The sequence below is a fragment of the Mycolicibacterium vulneris genome, from assembly GCF_002104765.1.
GTDB classification, from domain to species: Bacteria; Actinomycetota; Actinomycetes; order Mycobacteriales; family Mycobacteriaceae; genus Mycobacterium; species Mycobacterium vulneris.
Window position 1 is genome coordinate 124,480 of record NZ_NCXM01000013.1, and the last position, 14,439, is coordinate 138,918.

A 14,439-nucleotide genomic window follows, 5' to 3' on the forward strand; every position below is an offset into this window, starting at 1 on the left:
GGACCACCCAGGGCGCGCTTCGGGCCGGCTTTGGTCTAGCGTCATGGATCATGGCGAAGCCATTGCCGGTCAAGGCAATTGGGACGTTGCAACGTGCGGATGTCGCATTAGGCGTTTTGGTCGCATCGGCGGTGTTCGTGACCGGACTGCTCTGGGCCAAGTGGATGCCCTATGTGAGCAAGGCCGTGAGCGCCGGGCGCACCCATCATTGGTCCGGCCGCAACATCTTGACAGTGGGTTCGGTACACGCCGGCGACAGCCCTTCGTGGCATGCCGCCGCGACGTTCTTCCACGCGTACTGGTCATCGATATGGCCGGCCCTGTTGGTGGCATTGCTGATCAGCGCGTCGGTGCAAGCGTTGTTGCCGCGCTCATGGCTGCCGCGAGCCTTGAACCGCTGCCATCCGATCTCGAGCGCGCTTGCCGGCGGGGCCGCCGGCATGCCGTCGATGATGTGCACGTGCTGCGCCGCGCCGGTGGCCGTGACGTTGCGCCGCAACGGCGTCACTTCGCCCGCGGCCGTCGCGTACTGGCTGGGCAATCCGCTGCTGAATCCGGCGGTGATCGTCTTCCTGTCCTTCGTCGCTCCCTGGCAGTGGGCGCTGACCAGAGTGGTTGTCGGTGTCGCCACGGTGCTTGCGGTCGCGGCGTCGGTGGCGCTGGTTACTCGCGCCGACGGCAGCCCGCCTCCGGTGACCGCGGCGATCGAATCGCCAGGTGCGCGCGAGCCGGCGGGGCGCCGGTTCGGGCGAGCGCTGCTGGGCCTGTGCGTGTTCTTGTTGCCGGAGTACGCAATCCTGGTGCTTCTGGTCGGCGCGTGTCGCGGCTGGCTGCTCACACTCGCTCAGCCGGTGCACCATGGCTTGCTGCAGGGCCTCGTCATGGTCGTACTCGCCGCGATCGTCGGCACTCTCCTCGTCATTCCGACGGCCGGCGAAATCCCGGTGCTACAGAGCCTGGCGTTGCTCGGGGCCTCGTCGGGAATGCTCGGTGCGTTCTTGATCACCCTTCCCGCCGTCAGCATCCCGGGTGCGGCGATGGTCGCCCGCAGCTTCGGCTGGAAGGCCATCGCGGCCAGCACTGGCGTCGTGATGGCCGCGGGATTACTGGGCGCGATCATGCTGAGCCTGCTCTGACTGAGGCAAATTTCTGCGGCGCCGCGAGTACCGTCATGTCATGCAGAAGAAGCGCGAGCCCGTCGCCGATTCGCTTGCGCCGCAGTATCCGATCGAGTCGGTCGACAACGCGCTCAAGCTGTTGCTGCTGTTGGGTGAACGGCCCCAGATCCGGTTGAGCGAGGCGACCCGCTATCTGGGCGTGGCGTCGTCGACCGCGCATCGCTTGCTGGCGATGCTGGCTTATCGCGGGTTCGTCCGCCAGGATCCGGTGTCCAAGGCCTATCTGCCCGGTCCCTCGTTGACCGGTGTCGCGTTCGCGATCTTCGGCCGCATCGACATCGCGCGATCCGCCGCGCCCGTCATGCGCAGCCTCAGCGAACAACTGCGCGAAACGGTGCACGTCGGCATGCTCGACGGCGCCAGCGTCCGCTTTGTCGCCGCCGTGGAGGGGCCGGCGGCGGTGCGGGTGGCGTCGCGGCTGGGCCGTGCCATGCCGGCCCACTGCACCTCGACGGGCAAGGTCATGCTGGCCCAGTTGCCGCAACCGGAGCTGCGCGCGCTGCTGCCGCGCGAGCAGCTGAAGCGCATCACCTCGCATTCGATCGGCAGCCGTACCGAGTTGGAAGCCGAGCTCGCCGGCATCCGCGAGCGCGGCTACGCCACCAACCGGGAAGAGAGTGAGGAAGGCGTCGCGTCGGTCGCCGTGCCGATCCCGACCCGTGCGCCAGGGCTGCGGCTCGCGCTCAACGCCGCCGCGCCGCAAAACCGGCTTGCGGCCTCCCGGTATCCCGCAGTGGCCGCCGCACTTATGGCCGCCGCCAAAGAGATTGGCGATCAGCTCGGCTGATCTGCAAGGCGTGCCACCTCGTTGCGCCAGGCTGCCTCGGCGGTGAACGCGGGCCCCAGGTCCGGCAGGTCCTCCCAGTCCGCGTCGTCAATGTCACGCAGGGTGCCGCCGGCCGCGCGCACCCGCAACGACATCCGGGCCAGGGCGTCGAGGCTGATCGCCTGCAGTACCGCCTGCTGCACGGTGCCGGCGGCGCTGGTGATTCCGTGCCCGCGGCAGACCACCACCGGCCGCCCGCGCATCGCCGCCACCATTTCCTTGCCCAGCCGCGAATTCCGGATCAGCACCGCGCGTTCGTAGACGGGCACACCGCCGCGCGCCAGCCAGGCGCCGGGAATGTCATGGGCGCCGTAGATCGGCCGGATCGTGATGCCCGCCAGATCGGCGGCGACCACGTCCGGGGGATGCAGGTGCGCGACGGCGACCTGCCCCGGGTCTGCCAGCATGGTCTCGACATGGATCGGCAGTTCGTTGGGAACGCGATACCCGTCGAGTTCGCCCGGGGCACCGGCGGTGCCGTCGAATCTGATCAGCCGGATGTCGTCGGCCCGGGTGAAGGCCACGCCTCTGTCGGCCTCGCTTCGGCAGCGCACCAGCAGGCGCTCGTCGTCGACCCGCAGGCTCAGGTGGCCGAGGATGCCGTCGACCAGTCCGCGCGCCGCAGCGACGCGGCAACCCTGCGCCACCAGGGCGCGCTGCTGATCCAGGTCCGTCATCGCGGTGCGCCCAACCCGAATCCGCCGTCGGGACGGACGGTTTCGCCGGTGATCCCGCGGGACCGCTCGGACGCCAGGAACACGTAACTCCACGCGTGGTCCTCGCCGGTGAGCGCGACGTGCAGGGGGGTACGCGCGGCGACGTCCCGGGCGCGGTCCGGGCTGTCGTCCAGGCGCGTCTCGTCGAGCCCCAGGCTGGACAGGCCGCGCAGGTCGGTGTTGAGGGTGCCGCCGGGTGCCACGCCGTTGACCCGGATGTCCGGCGCCAGTTCGTGCGCCAACGCCGAGACCAGTCCGCGCACCGCGAATTTCGACGACACGTAGAGCACGCCGCCGCGCCCGGGATAGAACGATGACGCGGACTCCGTCAGCACGATCGAGGAGCCCCGCGCGCGTCGCAGCGCCGGGAGCGCGGCCTTCGCCGACTGCAGATGGCTCAGCACGTTGGTGCGAAACATCTCGTCAAACGCATCGGGGAGAGCGTCGGCCTCGATGTCGCCCACCCCGTGGTAGAAGTCGAAGACGCCGACACAGTTGACCAGGGTGTCCAGCCCGCCGAAGGCGTCCACCGCCGCGGCGACGGCGCGGTCGTTGGACTCGTGGGTGGTGGCGTCACCCTCGACCACCGGCACCTGCGGCAACTGCTGGCGCAACGCGTCGCACTTGCGCGGATCACGTTCCAGCACAGCGATATTCGCTCCCTCGGCACCAAAAGCCGCCACCACGGCCCGGCCGATTCCCGAACCGGCGCCCACGATGAGGGCGCGCTTACCCTCCAGCCAGCCGGTCACGGCTGAGCTTCGCTCTCGTCGGGCAGCAGTGGCGCATGGGAATTGCCGACCATGGCGGCCAGCGTACGGGGGTTCTGCCATGTCAATGCCTCGACCTCGAGCGCGTCCAGGGTGATCCACTGCCCGGACCTGGGCGCGCTGATCAGCAAGCGCGATCCGTTGCGCGTGTCGACCCGGCGCACCACGACCTCGGTGAATTCGTTTGCGACGCTGATCGCTTCGCCGACTGAGCCGTCGAGCAGCCGCTGCAGTTCATCGTTCACAGGAACACCGCCAGGTTCTGCATCCGTAGCACCGACTCGTCGGCGATGATCGTGCGGCGGGCCAGCTTCCAGCGATCATCGCAGCGGCGCAACACGTCCTGGCGCCCGCACGACATCAGGGCGCTGTCGTTGACGTCGCCCCTGCTGCGGAACAGCAGTTCGGCCGATTCGACCACCAGGTGGACTGTGTCTTCTGGGTCGTCGGGCTCAAAGGTGCGCACGTTGGTGATGAAATGCCGCAGCCGCGACGGCGGGTCCTCGGCCCACACGTGCTCGGTGCCCATCCGCGCGACCCGCTGGCTCAACGAGTACTTGTCCTCGTCGAAATGGTCCATGCCGGGCCCCCTTTCCGGCGACGTGTCGAACCCGGCGCCGCGCGCGGTCGTGACGCGCACCGGCATGGTGTAACGCACGTCGTCGGTCAGCGTGTCCAGCCACGCCTCATACTGCTGGGCGTCGAGCAGGTACGCCTCGTCCACCAGGAACTGATGCGCCTGGAGGTGACGAGTGTCGCTAAAAGGCAGGCACCGCAACGGCTTCCTCATGCGGGCACCCCTTGCAGGTAGTCGGCCCACATGTTCAGCAGCGCCCGCTGGTTGTGCTCGTTGTAGCCGACCTGCGCGCGTCCGGGGCCGTGGAAAGCGCTGGGGGACAACGCCTCGATGACCGGACGGTCGTCGGCGAGCAGGCCCATCCGGCTGTTCAGCAGCAGCCGTCGCGCCATGGAACCGGCCGCGGTGGTGGTCAGCGATACCCAGTTCTCCACGTCGTCTTGTTCGAACATGCCGGTCGACCCGAAGCACATCAGATAGGCCTTGTACGAGTCTTGTTTGTACTGCGCGGGGGCGGCGGAGTCCACTGCGAACCAGGAGCACACCTCGGTCTCGTTCTCGCTGATCGGCTGCCACAACCGGATCGAGATGAACGGCAGCACCTGGTCTTCGCCGTCGTGCACCTTGGGCCAGTTGTGCACCAAGCTGAGGTTCGGAAAGCACGTCGCGGCCGAGATCATGAACCCGTCCTCGCCGACCACCCGTTGCTGTTGGGGCGTCCACACGTCTTTGATCCGGCCGATCATGTCGTCGGGGTAGCCGACGTAGCGCATCCGCTCCTCGAAACCGCCGGGCGGAAGTTTGTAGGTGGTCCCACCGCCGCGATGCGCCCAATAGGTGGCACCGTCCTTGCGTTTCTGGGCTTTCGGCTCGCGGAACAGCCCGATGTCGACGATCGACGCATGGGTGTGCGGGGTGTGGTACATGTCGCCGGCGAAGTTCTCCGCGCCGATCTTCCAGTTCGCCTTGATCCGCCAGCGTTGCGGCCCCCGCACCTGGACACCGCCGGCGCTTTGTTTGGTGTAGTAGTCCAGATAGAACTTGAAGTCGCCCAGGAACTCTTCCAGCGGTTCGGCTTTCGGATCCAGGCTGATGAACAGCAGGCCGTTATAGCTCGCGAAATTCGGTGCGGGCAAAAGGGTTTGGTCCTTGGCGAATCCCTCGTCGCCGCCGTAGGCCTCCCGGTGAAACGGCAATCCGGTGAGCCGGCCGTCGTTGCGGTAGGTCCAGCCGTGATAGGGGCAGCGGAAGTTGGAGGCGTTGCCCATCTCCGCGCGGCAGACCTGCATTCCCCGATGCAGGCACATATTGAACAGAGCCCGCACGGTGCCCTGCGAATCGCGGGTGATGATGAACGAATCGTCGAGCACGCGGCGCACCACGTAGTCGCCGTCCTGGCCGATCTCGGACTCGTGTCCCACGAACGTCCACGCCCGGCTGAACAGCCGCTGCTTCTCCAGCGCGAACAGTTCCCGGTCGTTGTAGATGTGGGCGGGGATCATGCCCCGGCGTACATTCTCGAATACCTCGGCCAATTCGCCGCGCTGGTCTGGCATGGCCCCTCTGCGATTTCTCTGTCTTACAGAACTACTCTCCGCTAAGTAGAATCTCGCAATCTTTGGCGCCGGTCAATCACCTGGCAGCCGCACCACCAGGTTCCTACAAGAATGCTTGGTGTTAATTCGCAGGTTGCACGCAATTGAAAGGCGGAAGCCCGCGGTTACGGTGGGTCACGACAGCCGTTCGCCGCATGTGTGCGGCTCGGCCACCTACAAGATGCGCACCAAGGGGCGAGCGGCGCTGGTGCGCTCTCTCTGACCCGACGACACCGCCGGCTTTGTGCGGGATTCGGTGGGCCACCGAGAGTAGCCTCACGGCACATGAACCCCGAGTGTGTGGCTTCTCAGGGTGACATCACGGCGGAGATCGCCCGCATCGCAGCGCAATACCAGGGCGGCGGGGGAGTCGGGCGCGTGGAGCAGCCGCGGCTCGACTATCCGCCGTACCGCAGCACGATCCTGCGCCATCCGAAGCAACCGCTGGTCGTCGTCGATCCCGAGGGCGTCGAACGCTGGGCGCCGTGTTTCGGCCACCAGGACGTCGATCCGCTCGACGCCGACCTGACGGCCGGTCATCCGGGCGAGCCGATCGGGGAGCGCGTCGTGGTGACCGGGCGCGTCCTCGACGGATCCGGCCGGCCGGTGGCGGGCCAGCTGGTGGAGATCTGGCAAGCCAACGCCGGCGGGCGTTACCGCCACCAGCGCGACCAGCACCCCGCGCCGCTGGACCCGAACTTCACCGGCGCGGGCCGCTGTCTGACCGGGCCGGACGGCACCTACCGCTTCCTGACCGTCAAGCCTGGCCCCTACCCGTGGCGCAACCACCACAATGCGTGGCGCCCGGCGCACATCCATTTCTCGGTATTCGGAACGGCTTTCGCCCAGCGCCTGGTCACCCAGATGTACTTCCCGGGTGACCCGATGTTCGAGCTGGACCCGATCTTCCAGTCGATCCTCGATCCCGCCGCGCGGCAACGGCTGATCGCCCACTACGACCACGACGTCACCGAGCCGGAGTACGCGACCGGCTACCGGTGGGACATCGTGTTGGCAGGTGGCACACGAACCCCGACCGAGGCCGAGCATGACTGAATCAGCCTGCACGCCAGGGCAAACCGTCGGCCCCTTCCTCGACCTGGGGTTGCCGTATCCCGGTGACAACCTGCTGGTCGACGGCGGCCATCCGCAGGCCATCCGGCTGCACGGGGCGGTGTACGACGGGGCCGGCGCCCCCGTTCCGGACGCACTGGTGGAGCTGTGGCAACCCGACGGTGCGGGACGCGTTCCGCGGCAAGCCGGTTCGCTGTGCCGCGACCACACGGTGTCGATCGCAAGCGCGGCGCAAGCGCCGGGCGCAGCGGGGCGGCACCATAAGGCGACGCCGTTCACCGGTTGGGGGCGCTGCGCGACCGACGCCGACGGCAGCTACTCCTTCACCACCCTGGCGCCCGGATCTGCGACCACCGGCCGTCCGCCGTTCTTCGCGCTCACCGTGTTCGCCCGGGGGCTGCTGAACCGGCTGTTCACCCGCGCCTATCTGCCCGGCGCCGAGCCGCACGCCGATCCACTGCTGGCGGCCGTCGCCGCCGCGCGCCGGTCCACATTGTTCTGTGTCGCCGAAAACAACGGCACCGCTTATCGTTTCGACATCCACCTGCAGGGCGCGGCCGAGACCGTGTTCCTCGCATACTCCGAAGGTGCGCGATGAGCAACCTCTTGTGGCCCGGAGACCATCGCGCCGGGAAGCACATGACCGATGAGGCGCTGCTGGGATCGATGATCGCGGCGGAATGCGCGTGGCTGGACGCGCTGGCTGCCGCCGGTCTCGCACCCGCCGAGTGCGCCGAAGCGGACCTGTGGGGTCTGGTCACCCACACCGACTATGAGTCGCTCGCGGTTGCCGCCGAGGACGGCGGCAACCCGGTCATCCCCCTGGTCAAGCTGTTGCGGCAGCGGGCCGAACCGGGCATCGCGCCCTGGATCCACCGCGGCCTCACCAGCCAGGACATCCTGGACACGAGCCTGATGCTGGCCGTGCGCGGAGTCGCCGACGACCTGACAACCCAGCTGAGACAGCAGATTTCCACACTGACCGAGCTCACTACCGGGCACCGGGGTACGCCGATGCTGGCCCGCACCCTCACCCAGCACGCGGCGCCCACCACCTTCGGTGTCAAGGCCGCGGGCTGGCTGGCCGGGATCGTCGACGCGTTCGAGCGAATGACCGCGCTGACCACGCCGATGCAAACCGGCGGCGCCGCAGGCACGTTGGCAGCAACGACGGAACTCGCCGCATTGCTCACCGGCGCGGATGACCCGGCCGGCATCTCACTGCAGCTGATGCGAAGCGCTGCAACCACATTGGGTCTGCAGGACAGGCCCGCGTGGCACACCGCCCGTGCGCCCATCACCGCGGCCGCCGACGCCTTCGTCGGCTGCACCGACGCCTGGGGCCACATCGCCTCCGACGTCGTCACCCTGGCCCGTCCGGAGATCGCCGAGCTCGGCGAGCCGCCAGCCGTCGACCGCGGCGGCTCGTCGTCGATGCCGCACAAGCGAAACCCGGTGCTGTCCATTCTGATCCGCCGTGCGGCCATCGCCGCGCCGCCGTTGGCCGCGACGCTGCACACGGCGGCGGCGCTGGCCAACGACGAGCGCCCAGACGGGGCGTGGCACGCCGAATGGGACACGCTGCGCACGCTGGCCCGTCGCACCCTCGTCGCGGGATCCCAGAGCGGCGAGCTGCTCGCCGGGTTGACCGTGCACGCGCAGCGTATGGCTGAAAACCTCGATGCTGCAGACGTTTCCGGAGAGCAGCGGGCGATCGCCGAGCTGGTGGGCAAGAAGCCGTCGCCGACGTACTTCGGTGCCGCCGACCGGTTGATCGACGAGAGCCTAGGCCGTGCGGCGCGGGTGCTCGGTCAGCGCTGATAGATGCTGGCCAGCCAGATGTGCAGCAGCGTGTCGATCACCCGGTCTTCGGGGATCGCCTGATCCTCGGCGGTGAACGTCGCGGCCATCATCCGCTCGCTCAGCATGTTGAGCGTGGTCCAGCAGCGACAGCAGCACCGCGTTCTTCGACCGGAAATAGAAGTAGAAGGTGGGCCGCGGTATCCCGGCGCCCTTTGCTAGGTCGTCGACGGAAAAGTCGGCCGGCGGCTTTTCCCGCAGCAGCCGCTCGGCGGTGGCGAGTATCACCTGCTCGCGGTCGTCACTGGGGTAGGGCGATGCCCGTCGGCCCCTCGAGGCCTGCGGATACTTCGTTTGTGTCGGGAGGTCGGACACGCCCGTTACTGTTGGGCACATCGATATACGTCGACAAAACTGTCGATGAAAACCAGCAATAATGTCGATTAAGAACGGCGATTTGCTGGACGACGACTTGACTAGTCGGCCACCGCGATCTCGATGGACAGGCACTCGCTGAGCGCGTGTGCGGCCGCCCAGTCGCCGCCACAGACGGCGCGCTCGAGTTCGTCGACCAACGGGCTGTCGGCTCCCAGGTCGGCCAGCCACGCCGCAACCGTTGCCGTGATCTGGTGTGCGGGCACGCGAGCGACGTGTCCTTTGTGGAGGCGGTCGGTCAACTGGTAGATCGTGGCCGTCGGCCTGCGCTGCGGCCAATGAACTGTCCACTTCGGTGAATTCATCGTCCCCTCCCCGCTAGCGTCAACGCCTCGTCCGGCCCCGGAGGTGCTTCGCGCTCTAGGTCACAATAGTACGTCTGTACCAATGCGGTGGTCGGTATTTTCGCCGTGCAAAATCCGGTTTTTTTCAGGTTTTTGGTCACCGGATCGCCTACCTGGAAGATGTCGGGCCGATCAGTGCCGCGCCGGCGTGGCGCGGCCGGGCCATGATGCGTTCGAGGACGTCGTGCGACAGGTCGCCGTCGTTGGCGACCCGGGCGAGACCGCGCCGCCGCAGGAACATATCGAGCCGTCGATCCGGTGACCAATCGGCGTAGATGGACCCGAGGTAGTGCGACTGCAGAAAATCCGACGCCAACGCATCGAGGTCGGAGTCCGTCAACAACGGTGGGATAACACCCATAACCGGCAAGCTCCTTTGTTCTCCCGCAACTGCCGCAGCCAAGTTTTGTCAGGCGACGTAACTAAACCATCACGCAGAGATTGCGGAACCGGCCCAAAGTAGGCATTGGTCGCAAAGGCGAAGGTCGAAGCGCTGCAGCGATTGTCAGGCGGTGTCCGCCGGCGCCGGTTTGTGGGCGATTATGGCGACGGCGGCCAGCTGCTTGCGATGTTTGTGAAACGTGCGGCGCATGGTCAGGACCCGCTTGCGCGCATCGCGGTGCACGAGCACGTTCCTGGTGAACCGCAGCGCACCGAAGAGCCCCTCGTCGGACACCAGCCGGCGCGGCTGCAGCAGCGCCATGGGCGCGGTCGCGACCTGATCGACCACCAATCCGTGCTCGGCGAGCAATTTCGACCACTCCGCGACCGTCAACGGGCGCGCGTTCACCTTGATCGCCCGCGCGAGCGCCTGCCGGATGTCGGTCTTGATGTCCTCCTGCACGTTGTCCGGGCTGAGGGCGAGTTCGTGGATGGCGTAGCGACCGCCCGGCCGCAGCACCCGCGCCGCCTCGGCGACGATGGCCCCCTTGGCCGCGTCGCCCTGCATGCTCAGCATCGCCTCTCCGATGACGACATCGCTGCTCGCGTCCGGCAATCCGGTGGCGGCCGCGTCCGCGACCCGGACGGCCGCGTTTTGCGCACCCAGATCGCTGAGCACGCCGCGCACCAGGTTGGCCGCGTCCGGGTCGCCCTCGGCGCCGACGTACGACCGCGGCCCCTGGTGCACGATCTCCGTGGCGGTGCGGCCCAGGCCGGGTGCCAGCTCGACGACGTCGGCGCCGCTCAGCTTCGCGTGCGACAGCAGGGTGCGGGTCAGCTCGACACCGCCGGGGCGCAGCACGCGCTTGCCGAGCCGTGCCAGCAGCCAATGGCCGGCGACCGCGTCGTCGGCGCGGCTCGAGGACGGTAGCGGAAGTTCGGAACCTGCTCGTTGTCCCGGCATCAGATCTCCTGCCGCGCAGAGCTTTCCAGTGGCTCCAGGGCCAGCTCGAGATGACAGAGCTGGTGGCCCGGATAGTCGGCCTCGAATTCGTCGTGCAGGTGCTTGGGGTAGTGGTTGTTGACCAGAACGAACGATTCGCCGACCTGCAGCGCGGCGTAGGTCGTGAAGATGGTCGGGTGCTTGTCCGGCTCGCGCAGCTGGCGTACGTCAAGTCCGTTGGCGGCCATGGGTTCTCCGACATTTGCTCTACTTTTTACAAGTATTGTTGTGTAAACTCTAGCGCATGACCTACGTGATCGGGAAGCCGTGCATCGATGTGATGGACCGCGCTTGTGTCGACGAATGCCCCGTGGATTGCATTTACGAAGGCGGTCGGGCGCTCTACATCCATCCCGACGAATGCGTCGATTGCGGCGCATGTGAACCGGTATGTCCGGTGGAAGCGATTTACTACGAAGATGATCTGCCTGAGGACCTCAAACCCTACCTGGCCGACAATGAGGCGTTCTTCGCTGAAACGCTGCCGGGTAGCGACGCCCCTCTGGGGTCGCCGGGTGGGGCCGCCAAGGTCGGGCCGCTCGGCGTCGACACACCTCTGGTGGCGGGCCAGCCCAGTGCCGCCCGTTCGGACGGGGCGTGAAGGACTAGAAGTGGGAGGGGCCCTGTGAAATCCGACAATTCCCAGAAGCCGCAGGGCTCGTCAACCGGGGAATCGGCCGGGCGGCGGCGCGCCGTGATGCGGCTGCTGCGGGCCTCGCCGGATCCGATGAGCATCGCCGGAATCGCCGAGGTGCTGAGTGTGCACCCCAACACCGTCCGCTTCCACCTCGACGGCCTGGTCGCTGACGGGCAGGTGGAACACGTCGAACTCGATCGGAAGGGGCCGGGGCGTCCGCCGTTGATGTTTCGCGCGGTCCGGCAGATGGATCGCGGCGGAACGCGGCACTATCGGCTGCTGGCCGAGATTCTGGCCACGGCCTTCGCCACCGAGCGCGATCCCGGGCCCAAGGCCCTGGCCGCGGGCCGCGCCTGGGGGCAGAAGGTGGATGCCGAGTTGCACCCGCTGCCCGACGACGCCGACGGCGCCGAAGAGGCCATCGCCCACCTGATCGACGTGCTCGACGAACTCGGTTTCGCGCCCGAGCGCCGGGTGAGCGACGGCCAGCAGCAGGTCGGCTTGCGGCACTGCCCATTCCTGGAATTGGCCGAAAACCGGTCGAGCATCGTCTGCTCGGTGCACCTGGGCCTCATGCAGGGAGCCATGGAGACCTGGGGAGCGCCCGTCTCGGTAGACCGGCTCGACCCGTTCGTCGAGCCGGATCTGTGTCTGGCTCACCTGACGCTGCAGGGGGCGGCCAAATGAGAACCGGCGCAGCGATTGCCGTCGCGCTGACTGGAAGCCCCGCTGAAATTCCGGGCGCCCAATGTGACGTTGCAGGTCGGGCTCGGCATCGGGCGGACCGCGCTCCCGCGTCCACTACGCCTACGTCGCCCTGGAGACGGTCAAAGTCGTCGGCCTCGTCGTAGCGGGGATACTGCTACTGAGCGGTTAACGGCAACCCTCAAGGCTCGTGCGGGCCTTGCAACTCCGAAGGACCCACTATGGAATCCATCTCGCTGACCGACCTCTCGTCCGAAAAGATCGCCGAAGCCAAGCAATCGCACAGCGGACGGGCCGCCCACACCATCTACGGCGGTCACACCCACGAGCTTCGCCAGACGGTGCTGGCCCTGCTGGCCGGTCACGACCTCTCCGAACACCACAGCCCCGGTGAGGCCACGCTGCAGGTGCTGGAGGGTCACGTGCGCCTGACGACCCGCGGCGACGCCTGGGACGGCAAGGCCGGTGAATACGTCGCGATTCCGCCCGAACGTCACGCCCTGCACGCGGTCGAGGACTCGGTGGTCCTGCTGACCGTGCTGAAGACGATTCCCTCTGCGCACTAGCCGCCGATGCTGTCGACGCCCTGGTCAAAGAATTTCGGTCTGCGGGTCCCCATCGTCAATGCCCCGATGGGCGGGGTCGCCGGTGGCCGCCTGGCCGCGGCGGTCACCGCCGCCGGTGGTCTCGGCATGGTTGGCATGGGCAGCGTCGCGACCAGGGAGCTGCTCGCCGAGCAGCTACGGCACGTCGACGGGCGGTTCGGCATCGGCATGGTCGACTGGGTGATGCGTAACGAGGCCGGCCTGCTCGAGGACGCGCTGGCCGCACGCCCCGCCCTGCTGTCGGTCAGCTTCGGCACCGAATGGTCGTGGGTCGCCAAGGCGCATGACGCCGGAATCCCTACCGTCACACAGGTTTACGACAGCACCGGGGCGCGCCAGGCGGTCGACGCCGGCGTCGACATCCTGGTCGCGCGCGGGTCCGAGGGCGGCGGGCACGGCGAGGACAAGCTGGGGCTGCTGCCGATGCTGGACGCCGTTTTGGACGCCGTCTCCGTCCCGGTGCTGGCCGGCGGCGGTGTCGCCTCGGCGCGCGGCCTGGCCGCGGTGCTGGCCGCCGGTGCCAGCGGAGCGTGGGTGGGCACCAGGCTGTCGGCATGCCCGGAGGCGCTGACCGGCGACACCGGCCGTCGCGCTCTGGTCAGGGCGACCGAAACCGACACCGCGGTCACCCGGGTCTTCGACGTCGCCAAGGGTCTGCCCTGGCCGGCGCGGTTCCCGTCGCGGGTATTGGCCAACGACTTCGTCGAGCACTGGACGGGCCAAGAGGAGGCGCTGGACGCGGGGGCCTGCGACGAGCTGGCCGCCGCCATCGCCGCCGAGGACCACCGGATCGCGCCGGTGGACGCCGGGCAGGGTGTCGGGATGATCCGCAACGACGCGTCGGTGGCCGACGTCATCGACGAGATGTGCACGGGTGCCGAGGAATTGCTGTCCCGGTGGGGACCTACCGGCGGCCGGGCGTAAGCACGACGCAACACCGGTCCCGGCCGGGGCAGAGCAGAGTCGGGCGTCGGGACCGTGCGGTGTGGGCCCATCGGACACACCGGTGATCAGCGCGTGGTTCATGTTGCAGGCCAGCTCCGTCTGCCCCTGCGCCAGCGCGTGGAACGGGCAGTTGGCGAGCTCGACCTCACTCTCGGAGAAACGGGGTTCGTAGCCGTATCGGCGCAGCACCCCGACCGCGCGCTGCAGCGCCGCGCCGGCGTCTCTCGGAGGAGGGGACCCCACGGCCATGGTGGGGCCGTACTCGCCGTCGCGCTGGCCCGGCTGGCGCAGGGAGTGCACACCGGCACAATCGGAGGCGGCGTCGCGGCGCGTCAACCCGTCAGACCGCGCGCAGGTACCGCCTGGCGATGAGGCGCTGACCCACCTTCACCGCCGGCCCGCCGGCCTTGCTCCACCAGGTCGCGGGCCGGGAGAAGGCGGACACCTCCGCGTACACCGCATAGGTCGCCGGGTCGCGGCGAACCACGAAGCGTTCCTCGCCGGATTCCGGATGGCCCGGCAGGGTGCCGTAGCCGAAGCCGCGGATGTCGGGTTCGTCGACGACGTAGACGACCCGACAGGGCGCCGGCAAAAAGCCCATCTTCACCACCACCACCGCGTCCACGACGGCGATCTCGGAACTGGCCTGCACCCGCAGCCCGGATCCGCGCTGCATGCCCCAGCGCATGACCGCGGCGGCGGCTTGCTCGAAACGCTGTTCGCCCGTGCCGATTTGGCGCTCATTGTGTTGATGGTCGTATCCGGCCGGCAGTTCGCCGCTAGCCGTCGCCCCCACTTCGGCGTAGGTCAGGGGGAGTTCCTCGAGCGCTCGTAGGTCCACGTGCTCA

At 68.0% G+C, this 14,439-nt stretch carries 20 protein-coding genes and 1 pseudogene; 9 read left to right on the top strand and 12 right to left on the bottom strand.

Features of this window, described 5'->3' with window-relative positions; genetic code table 11:
- Positions 1-50: 50 nt before the first annotated feature.
- A complete protein-coding gene (locus B8W69_RS14560) occupies positions 51-1,136 on the top strand; it encodes a permease (RefSeq protein WP_085290484.1) in 1,086 nt (361 codons plus the stop codon).
- 40 nt (positions 1,137-1,176) lie between these two features.
- Entirely contained in the window at positions 1,177-1,965 is a 789-nt protein-coding gene (locus B8W69_RS14565) for an IclR family transcriptional regulator (RefSeq protein ID WP_085290485.1), read from the top strand.
- On the opposite strand, the gene phtC is transcribed toward B8W69_RS14565, so the two are convergent.
- From phtC to B8W69_RS14590, 5 genes are read right to left on the bottom strand one after another with little or no spacing between them, the layout of a single operon-like run.
- Positions 1,953-2,681 carry a 3,4-dihydroxyphthalate decarboxylase gene (gene phtC / locus B8W69_RS14570; protein WP_085290486.1) on the bottom strand — a complete coding sequence of 243 codons (729 nt, stop codon included), beginning with the start codon at positions 2,679-2,681 and terminating at the stop codon, positions 1,953-1,955. The genes B8W69_RS14565 and phtC overlap by 13 nt on opposite strands.
- Positions 2,678-3,472: a 3-(cis-5,6-dihydroxycyclohexa-1,3-dien-1-yl)propanoate dehydrogenase gene (gene hcaB / locus B8W69_RS14575; protein ID WP_085290487.1), complete on the bottom strand. Its 795-nt coding sequence runs from the start codon at positions 3,470-3,472 to the stop codon at positions 2,678-2,680. Before hcaB ends, phtC begins: the two co-directional genes overlap by 4 nt.
- Positions 3,469-3,735, bottom strand: a complete 267-nt coding sequence (locus B8W69_RS14580; RefSeq protein ID WP_085290488.1) for a dihydrodiol dehydrogenase — start codon at positions 3,733-3,735, stop codon at positions 3,469-3,471. The genes hcaB and B8W69_RS14580 overlap by 4 nt, the downstream gene beginning before the upstream one ends.
- Positions 3,732-4,280, bottom strand: a complete 549-nt coding sequence (locus tag B8W69_RS14585) for a 3-phenylpropionate/cinnamic acid dioxygenase subunit beta (protein WP_085290489.1) — start codon at positions 4,278-4,280, stop codon at positions 3,732-3,734. The genes B8W69_RS14580 and B8W69_RS14585 overlap by 4 nt, the downstream gene beginning before the upstream one ends.
- Positions 4,277-5,623, bottom strand: a complete 1,347-nt coding sequence (locus B8W69_RS14590; RefSeq protein ID WP_085290490.1) for a Rieske 2Fe-2S domain-containing protein — start codon at positions 5,621-5,623, stop codon at positions 4,277-4,279. The genes B8W69_RS14585 and B8W69_RS14590 overlap by 4 nt, the downstream gene beginning before the upstream one ends.
- 324 nt (positions 5,624-5,947) lie before the next feature.
- On the opposite strand from B8W69_RS14590, the gene pcaH reads away from it, so the two are divergent.
- The 3 genes from pcaH to B8W69_RS14605 are packed head-to-tail and all read left to right on the top strand — an operon-like array spanning position 5,948 to position 8,557.
- The gene (gene pcaH, locus B8W69_RS14595) at positions 5,948-6,718 is read left to right on the top strand and encodes a protocatechuate 3,4-dioxygenase subunit beta (protein ID WP_085290491.1); all 771 of its coding nucleotides are present in this window, start codon (positions 5,948-5,950) and stop codon (positions 6,716-6,718) included.
- Positions 6,711-7,334, top strand: coding sequence for a protocatechuate 3,4-dioxygenase subunit alpha (gene pcaG / locus B8W69_RS14600; protein WP_085290492.1), 624 nt, complete (start codon positions 6,711-6,713; stop codon positions 7,332-7,334). Before pcaH ends, pcaG begins: the two co-directional genes overlap by 8 nt.
- A complete protein-coding gene (locus tag B8W69_RS14605) occupies positions 7,331-8,557 on the top strand; it encodes a lyase family protein (protein WP_085290493.1) in 1,227 nt (408 codons plus the stop codon). Before pcaG ends, B8W69_RS14605 begins: the two co-directional genes overlap by 4 nt.
- On the opposite strand, the gene B8W69_RS32245 is transcribed toward B8W69_RS14605, so the two are convergent.
- The 6 genes and pseudogenes from B8W69_RS32245 to B8W69_RS14630 all read right to left on the bottom strand — a co-directional run bounded on the left by B8W69_RS32245 (position 8,548) and on the right by B8W69_RS14630 (position 10,887).
- On the bottom strand, positions 8,548-8,649 hold the full coding sequence (locus B8W69_RS32245; RefSeq protein WP_439330616.1) for a hypothetical protein: 102 nt from the start codon (positions 8,647-8,649) through the stop codon (positions 8,548-8,550). The two genes, B8W69_RS14605 and B8W69_RS32245, sit on opposite strands and share 10 nt — an antisense overlap.
- A pseudogene (locus B8W69_RS14610) lies at positions 8,603-8,932 on the bottom strand (TetR/AcrR family transcriptional regulator); the annotation flags it as partial. The pseudogene B8W69_RS14610 and the gene B8W69_RS32245, both read right to left, overlap by 47 nt.
- Before the next feature lie 80 nt (positions 8,933-9,012).
- On the bottom strand, positions 9,013-9,276 hold the full coding sequence (locus tag B8W69_RS14615; protein ID WP_065026745.1) for an Rv2628 protein family: 264 nt from the start codon (positions 9,274-9,276) through the stop codon (positions 9,013-9,015).
- A gap of 148 nt (positions 9,277-9,424) precedes the next feature.
- On the bottom strand, positions 9,425-9,655 hold the full coding sequence (locus B8W69_RS14620; protein WP_181447408.1) for a hypothetical protein: 231 nt from the start codon (positions 9,653-9,655) through the stop codon (positions 9,425-9,427).
- A gap of 165 nt (positions 9,656-9,820) precedes the next feature.
- Complete coding sequence (locus tag B8W69_RS14625) at positions 9,821-10,660, bottom strand: class I SAM-dependent methyltransferase (protein WP_085290495.1); 840 nt, start codon at positions 10,658-10,660, stop codon at positions 9,821-9,823.
- The gene (locus B8W69_RS14630) at positions 10,660-10,887 is read right to left on the bottom strand and encodes a DUF2249 domain-containing protein (protein ID WP_085290496.1); all 228 of its coding nucleotides are present in this window, start codon (positions 10,885-10,887) and stop codon (positions 10,660-10,662) included. The genes B8W69_RS14625 and B8W69_RS14630 overlap by 1 nt, the downstream gene beginning before the upstream one ends.
- A 56-nt stretch (positions 10,888-10,943) precedes the next feature.
- Between B8W69_RS14630 and fdxA the strand changes: the two genes are divergently transcribed.
- The 4 genes from fdxA to B8W69_RS14655 all read left to right on the top strand — a co-directional run bounded on the left by fdxA (position 10,944) and on the right by B8W69_RS14655 (position 13,570).
- Positions 10,944-11,300 (top strand): ferredoxin, encoded by a 357-nt coding sequence (gene fdxA / locus B8W69_RS14635; protein ID WP_085290497.1) that lies wholly within the window; start codon positions 10,944-10,946, stop codon positions 11,298-11,300.
- Positions 11,301-11,396: 96 nt separating this feature from the next.
- Complete coding sequence (locus tag B8W69_RS14640) at positions 11,397-12,023, top strand: helix-turn-helix transcriptional regulator (protein WP_245843253.1); 627 nt, start codon at positions 11,397-11,399, stop codon at positions 12,021-12,023.
- 239 nt (positions 12,024-12,262) lie between these two features.
- Positions 12,263-12,607, top strand: coding sequence for a cupin domain-containing protein (locus B8W69_RS14650; protein ID WP_085290499.1), 345 nt, complete (start codon positions 12,263-12,265; stop codon positions 12,605-12,607).
- A 6-nt stretch (positions 12,608-12,613) separates the two neighbouring features.
- Positions 12,614-13,570 (top strand): NAD(P)H-dependent flavin oxidoreductase, encoded by a 957-nt coding sequence (locus B8W69_RS14655; protein ID WP_085290500.1) that lies wholly within the window; start codon positions 12,614-12,616, stop codon positions 13,568-13,570.
- Positions 13,571-13,931: 361 nt separating this feature from the next.
- On the opposite strand, the gene B8W69_RS14665 is transcribed toward B8W69_RS14655, so the two are convergent.
- The gene (locus tag B8W69_RS14665) at positions 13,932-14,432 is read right to left on the bottom strand and encodes a DUF1990 domain-containing protein (RefSeq protein ID WP_085290501.1); all 501 of its coding nucleotides are present in this window, start codon (positions 14,430-14,432) and stop codon (positions 13,932-13,934) included.
- Between the last annotated feature and the right edge of the window lie 7 nt (positions 14,433-14,439).

What these genes read in the sequence shown, in the direction of transcription:
- B8W69_RS14560 (WP_085290484.1), top strand. Translation starts at nt 51, where the DNA reads ATGGCGAAGCCATTGCCGGTCAAGGCAATTGGGACGTTGCAACGTGCG.
- B8W69_RS14565 (WP_085290485.1), top strand. Translation starts at nt 1,177, where the DNA reads ATGCAGAAGAAGCGCGAGCCCGTCGCCGATTCGCTTGCGCCGCAGTAT.
- phtC (WP_085290486.1), bottom strand. Translation starts at nt 2,681, where the DNA reads ATGACGGACCTGGATCAGCAGCGCGCCCTGGTGGCGCAGGGTTGCCGC.
- B8W69_RS14585 (WP_085290489.1), bottom strand. Translation starts at nt 4,280, where the DNA reads ATGAGGAAGCCGTTGCGGTGCCTGCCTTTTAGCGACACTCGTCACCTC.
- B8W69_RS14590 (WP_085290490.1), bottom strand. Translation starts at nt 5,623, where the DNA reads ATGCCAGACCAGCGCGGCGAATTGGCCGAGGTATTCGAGAATGTACGC.
- pcaH (WP_085290491.1), top strand. Translation starts at nt 5,948, where the DNA reads ATGAACCCCGAGTGTGTGGCTTCTCAGGGTGACATCACGGCGGAGATC.
- pcaG (WP_085290492.1), top strand. Translation starts at nt 6,711, where the DNA reads ATGACTGAATCAGCCTGCACGCCAGGGCAAACCGTCGGCCCCTTCCTC.
- B8W69_RS14605 (WP_085290493.1), top strand. Translation starts at nt 7,331, where the DNA reads ATGAGCAACCTCTTGTGGCCCGGAGACCATCGCGCCGGGAAGCACATG.
- B8W69_RS32245 (WP_439330616.1), bottom strand. Translation starts at nt 8,649, where the DNA reads ATGATGGCCGCGACGTTCACCGCCGAGGATCAGGCGATCCCCGAAGAC.
- B8W69_RS14615 (WP_065026745.1), bottom strand. Translation starts at nt 9,276, where the DNA reads ATGAATTCACCGAAGTGGACAGTTCATTGGCCGCAGCGCAGGCCGACG.
- B8W69_RS14625 (WP_085290495.1), bottom strand. Translation starts at nt 10,660, where the DNA reads ATGCCGGGACAACGAGCAGGTTCCGAACTTCCGCTACCGTCCTCGAGC.
- B8W69_RS14630 (WP_085290496.1), bottom strand. Translation starts at nt 10,887, where the DNA reads ATGGCCGCCAACGGACTTGACGTACGCCAGCTGCGCGAGCCGGACAAG.
- fdxA (WP_085290497.1), top strand. Translation starts at nt 10,944, where the DNA reads ATGACCTACGTGATCGGGAAGCCGTGCATCGATGTGATGGACCGCGCT.
- B8W69_RS14640 (WP_245843253.1), top strand. Translation starts at nt 11,397, where the DNA reads ATGCGGCTGCTGCGGGCCTCGCCGGATCCGATGAGCATCGCCGGAATC.
- B8W69_RS14650 (WP_085290499.1), top strand. Translation starts at nt 12,263, where the DNA reads ATGGAATCCATCTCGCTGACCGACCTCTCGTCCGAAAAGATCGCCGAA.
- B8W69_RS14655 (WP_085290500.1), top strand. Translation starts at nt 12,614, where the DNA reads ATGCTGTCGACGCCCTGGTCAAAGAATTTCGGTCTGCGGGTCCCCATC.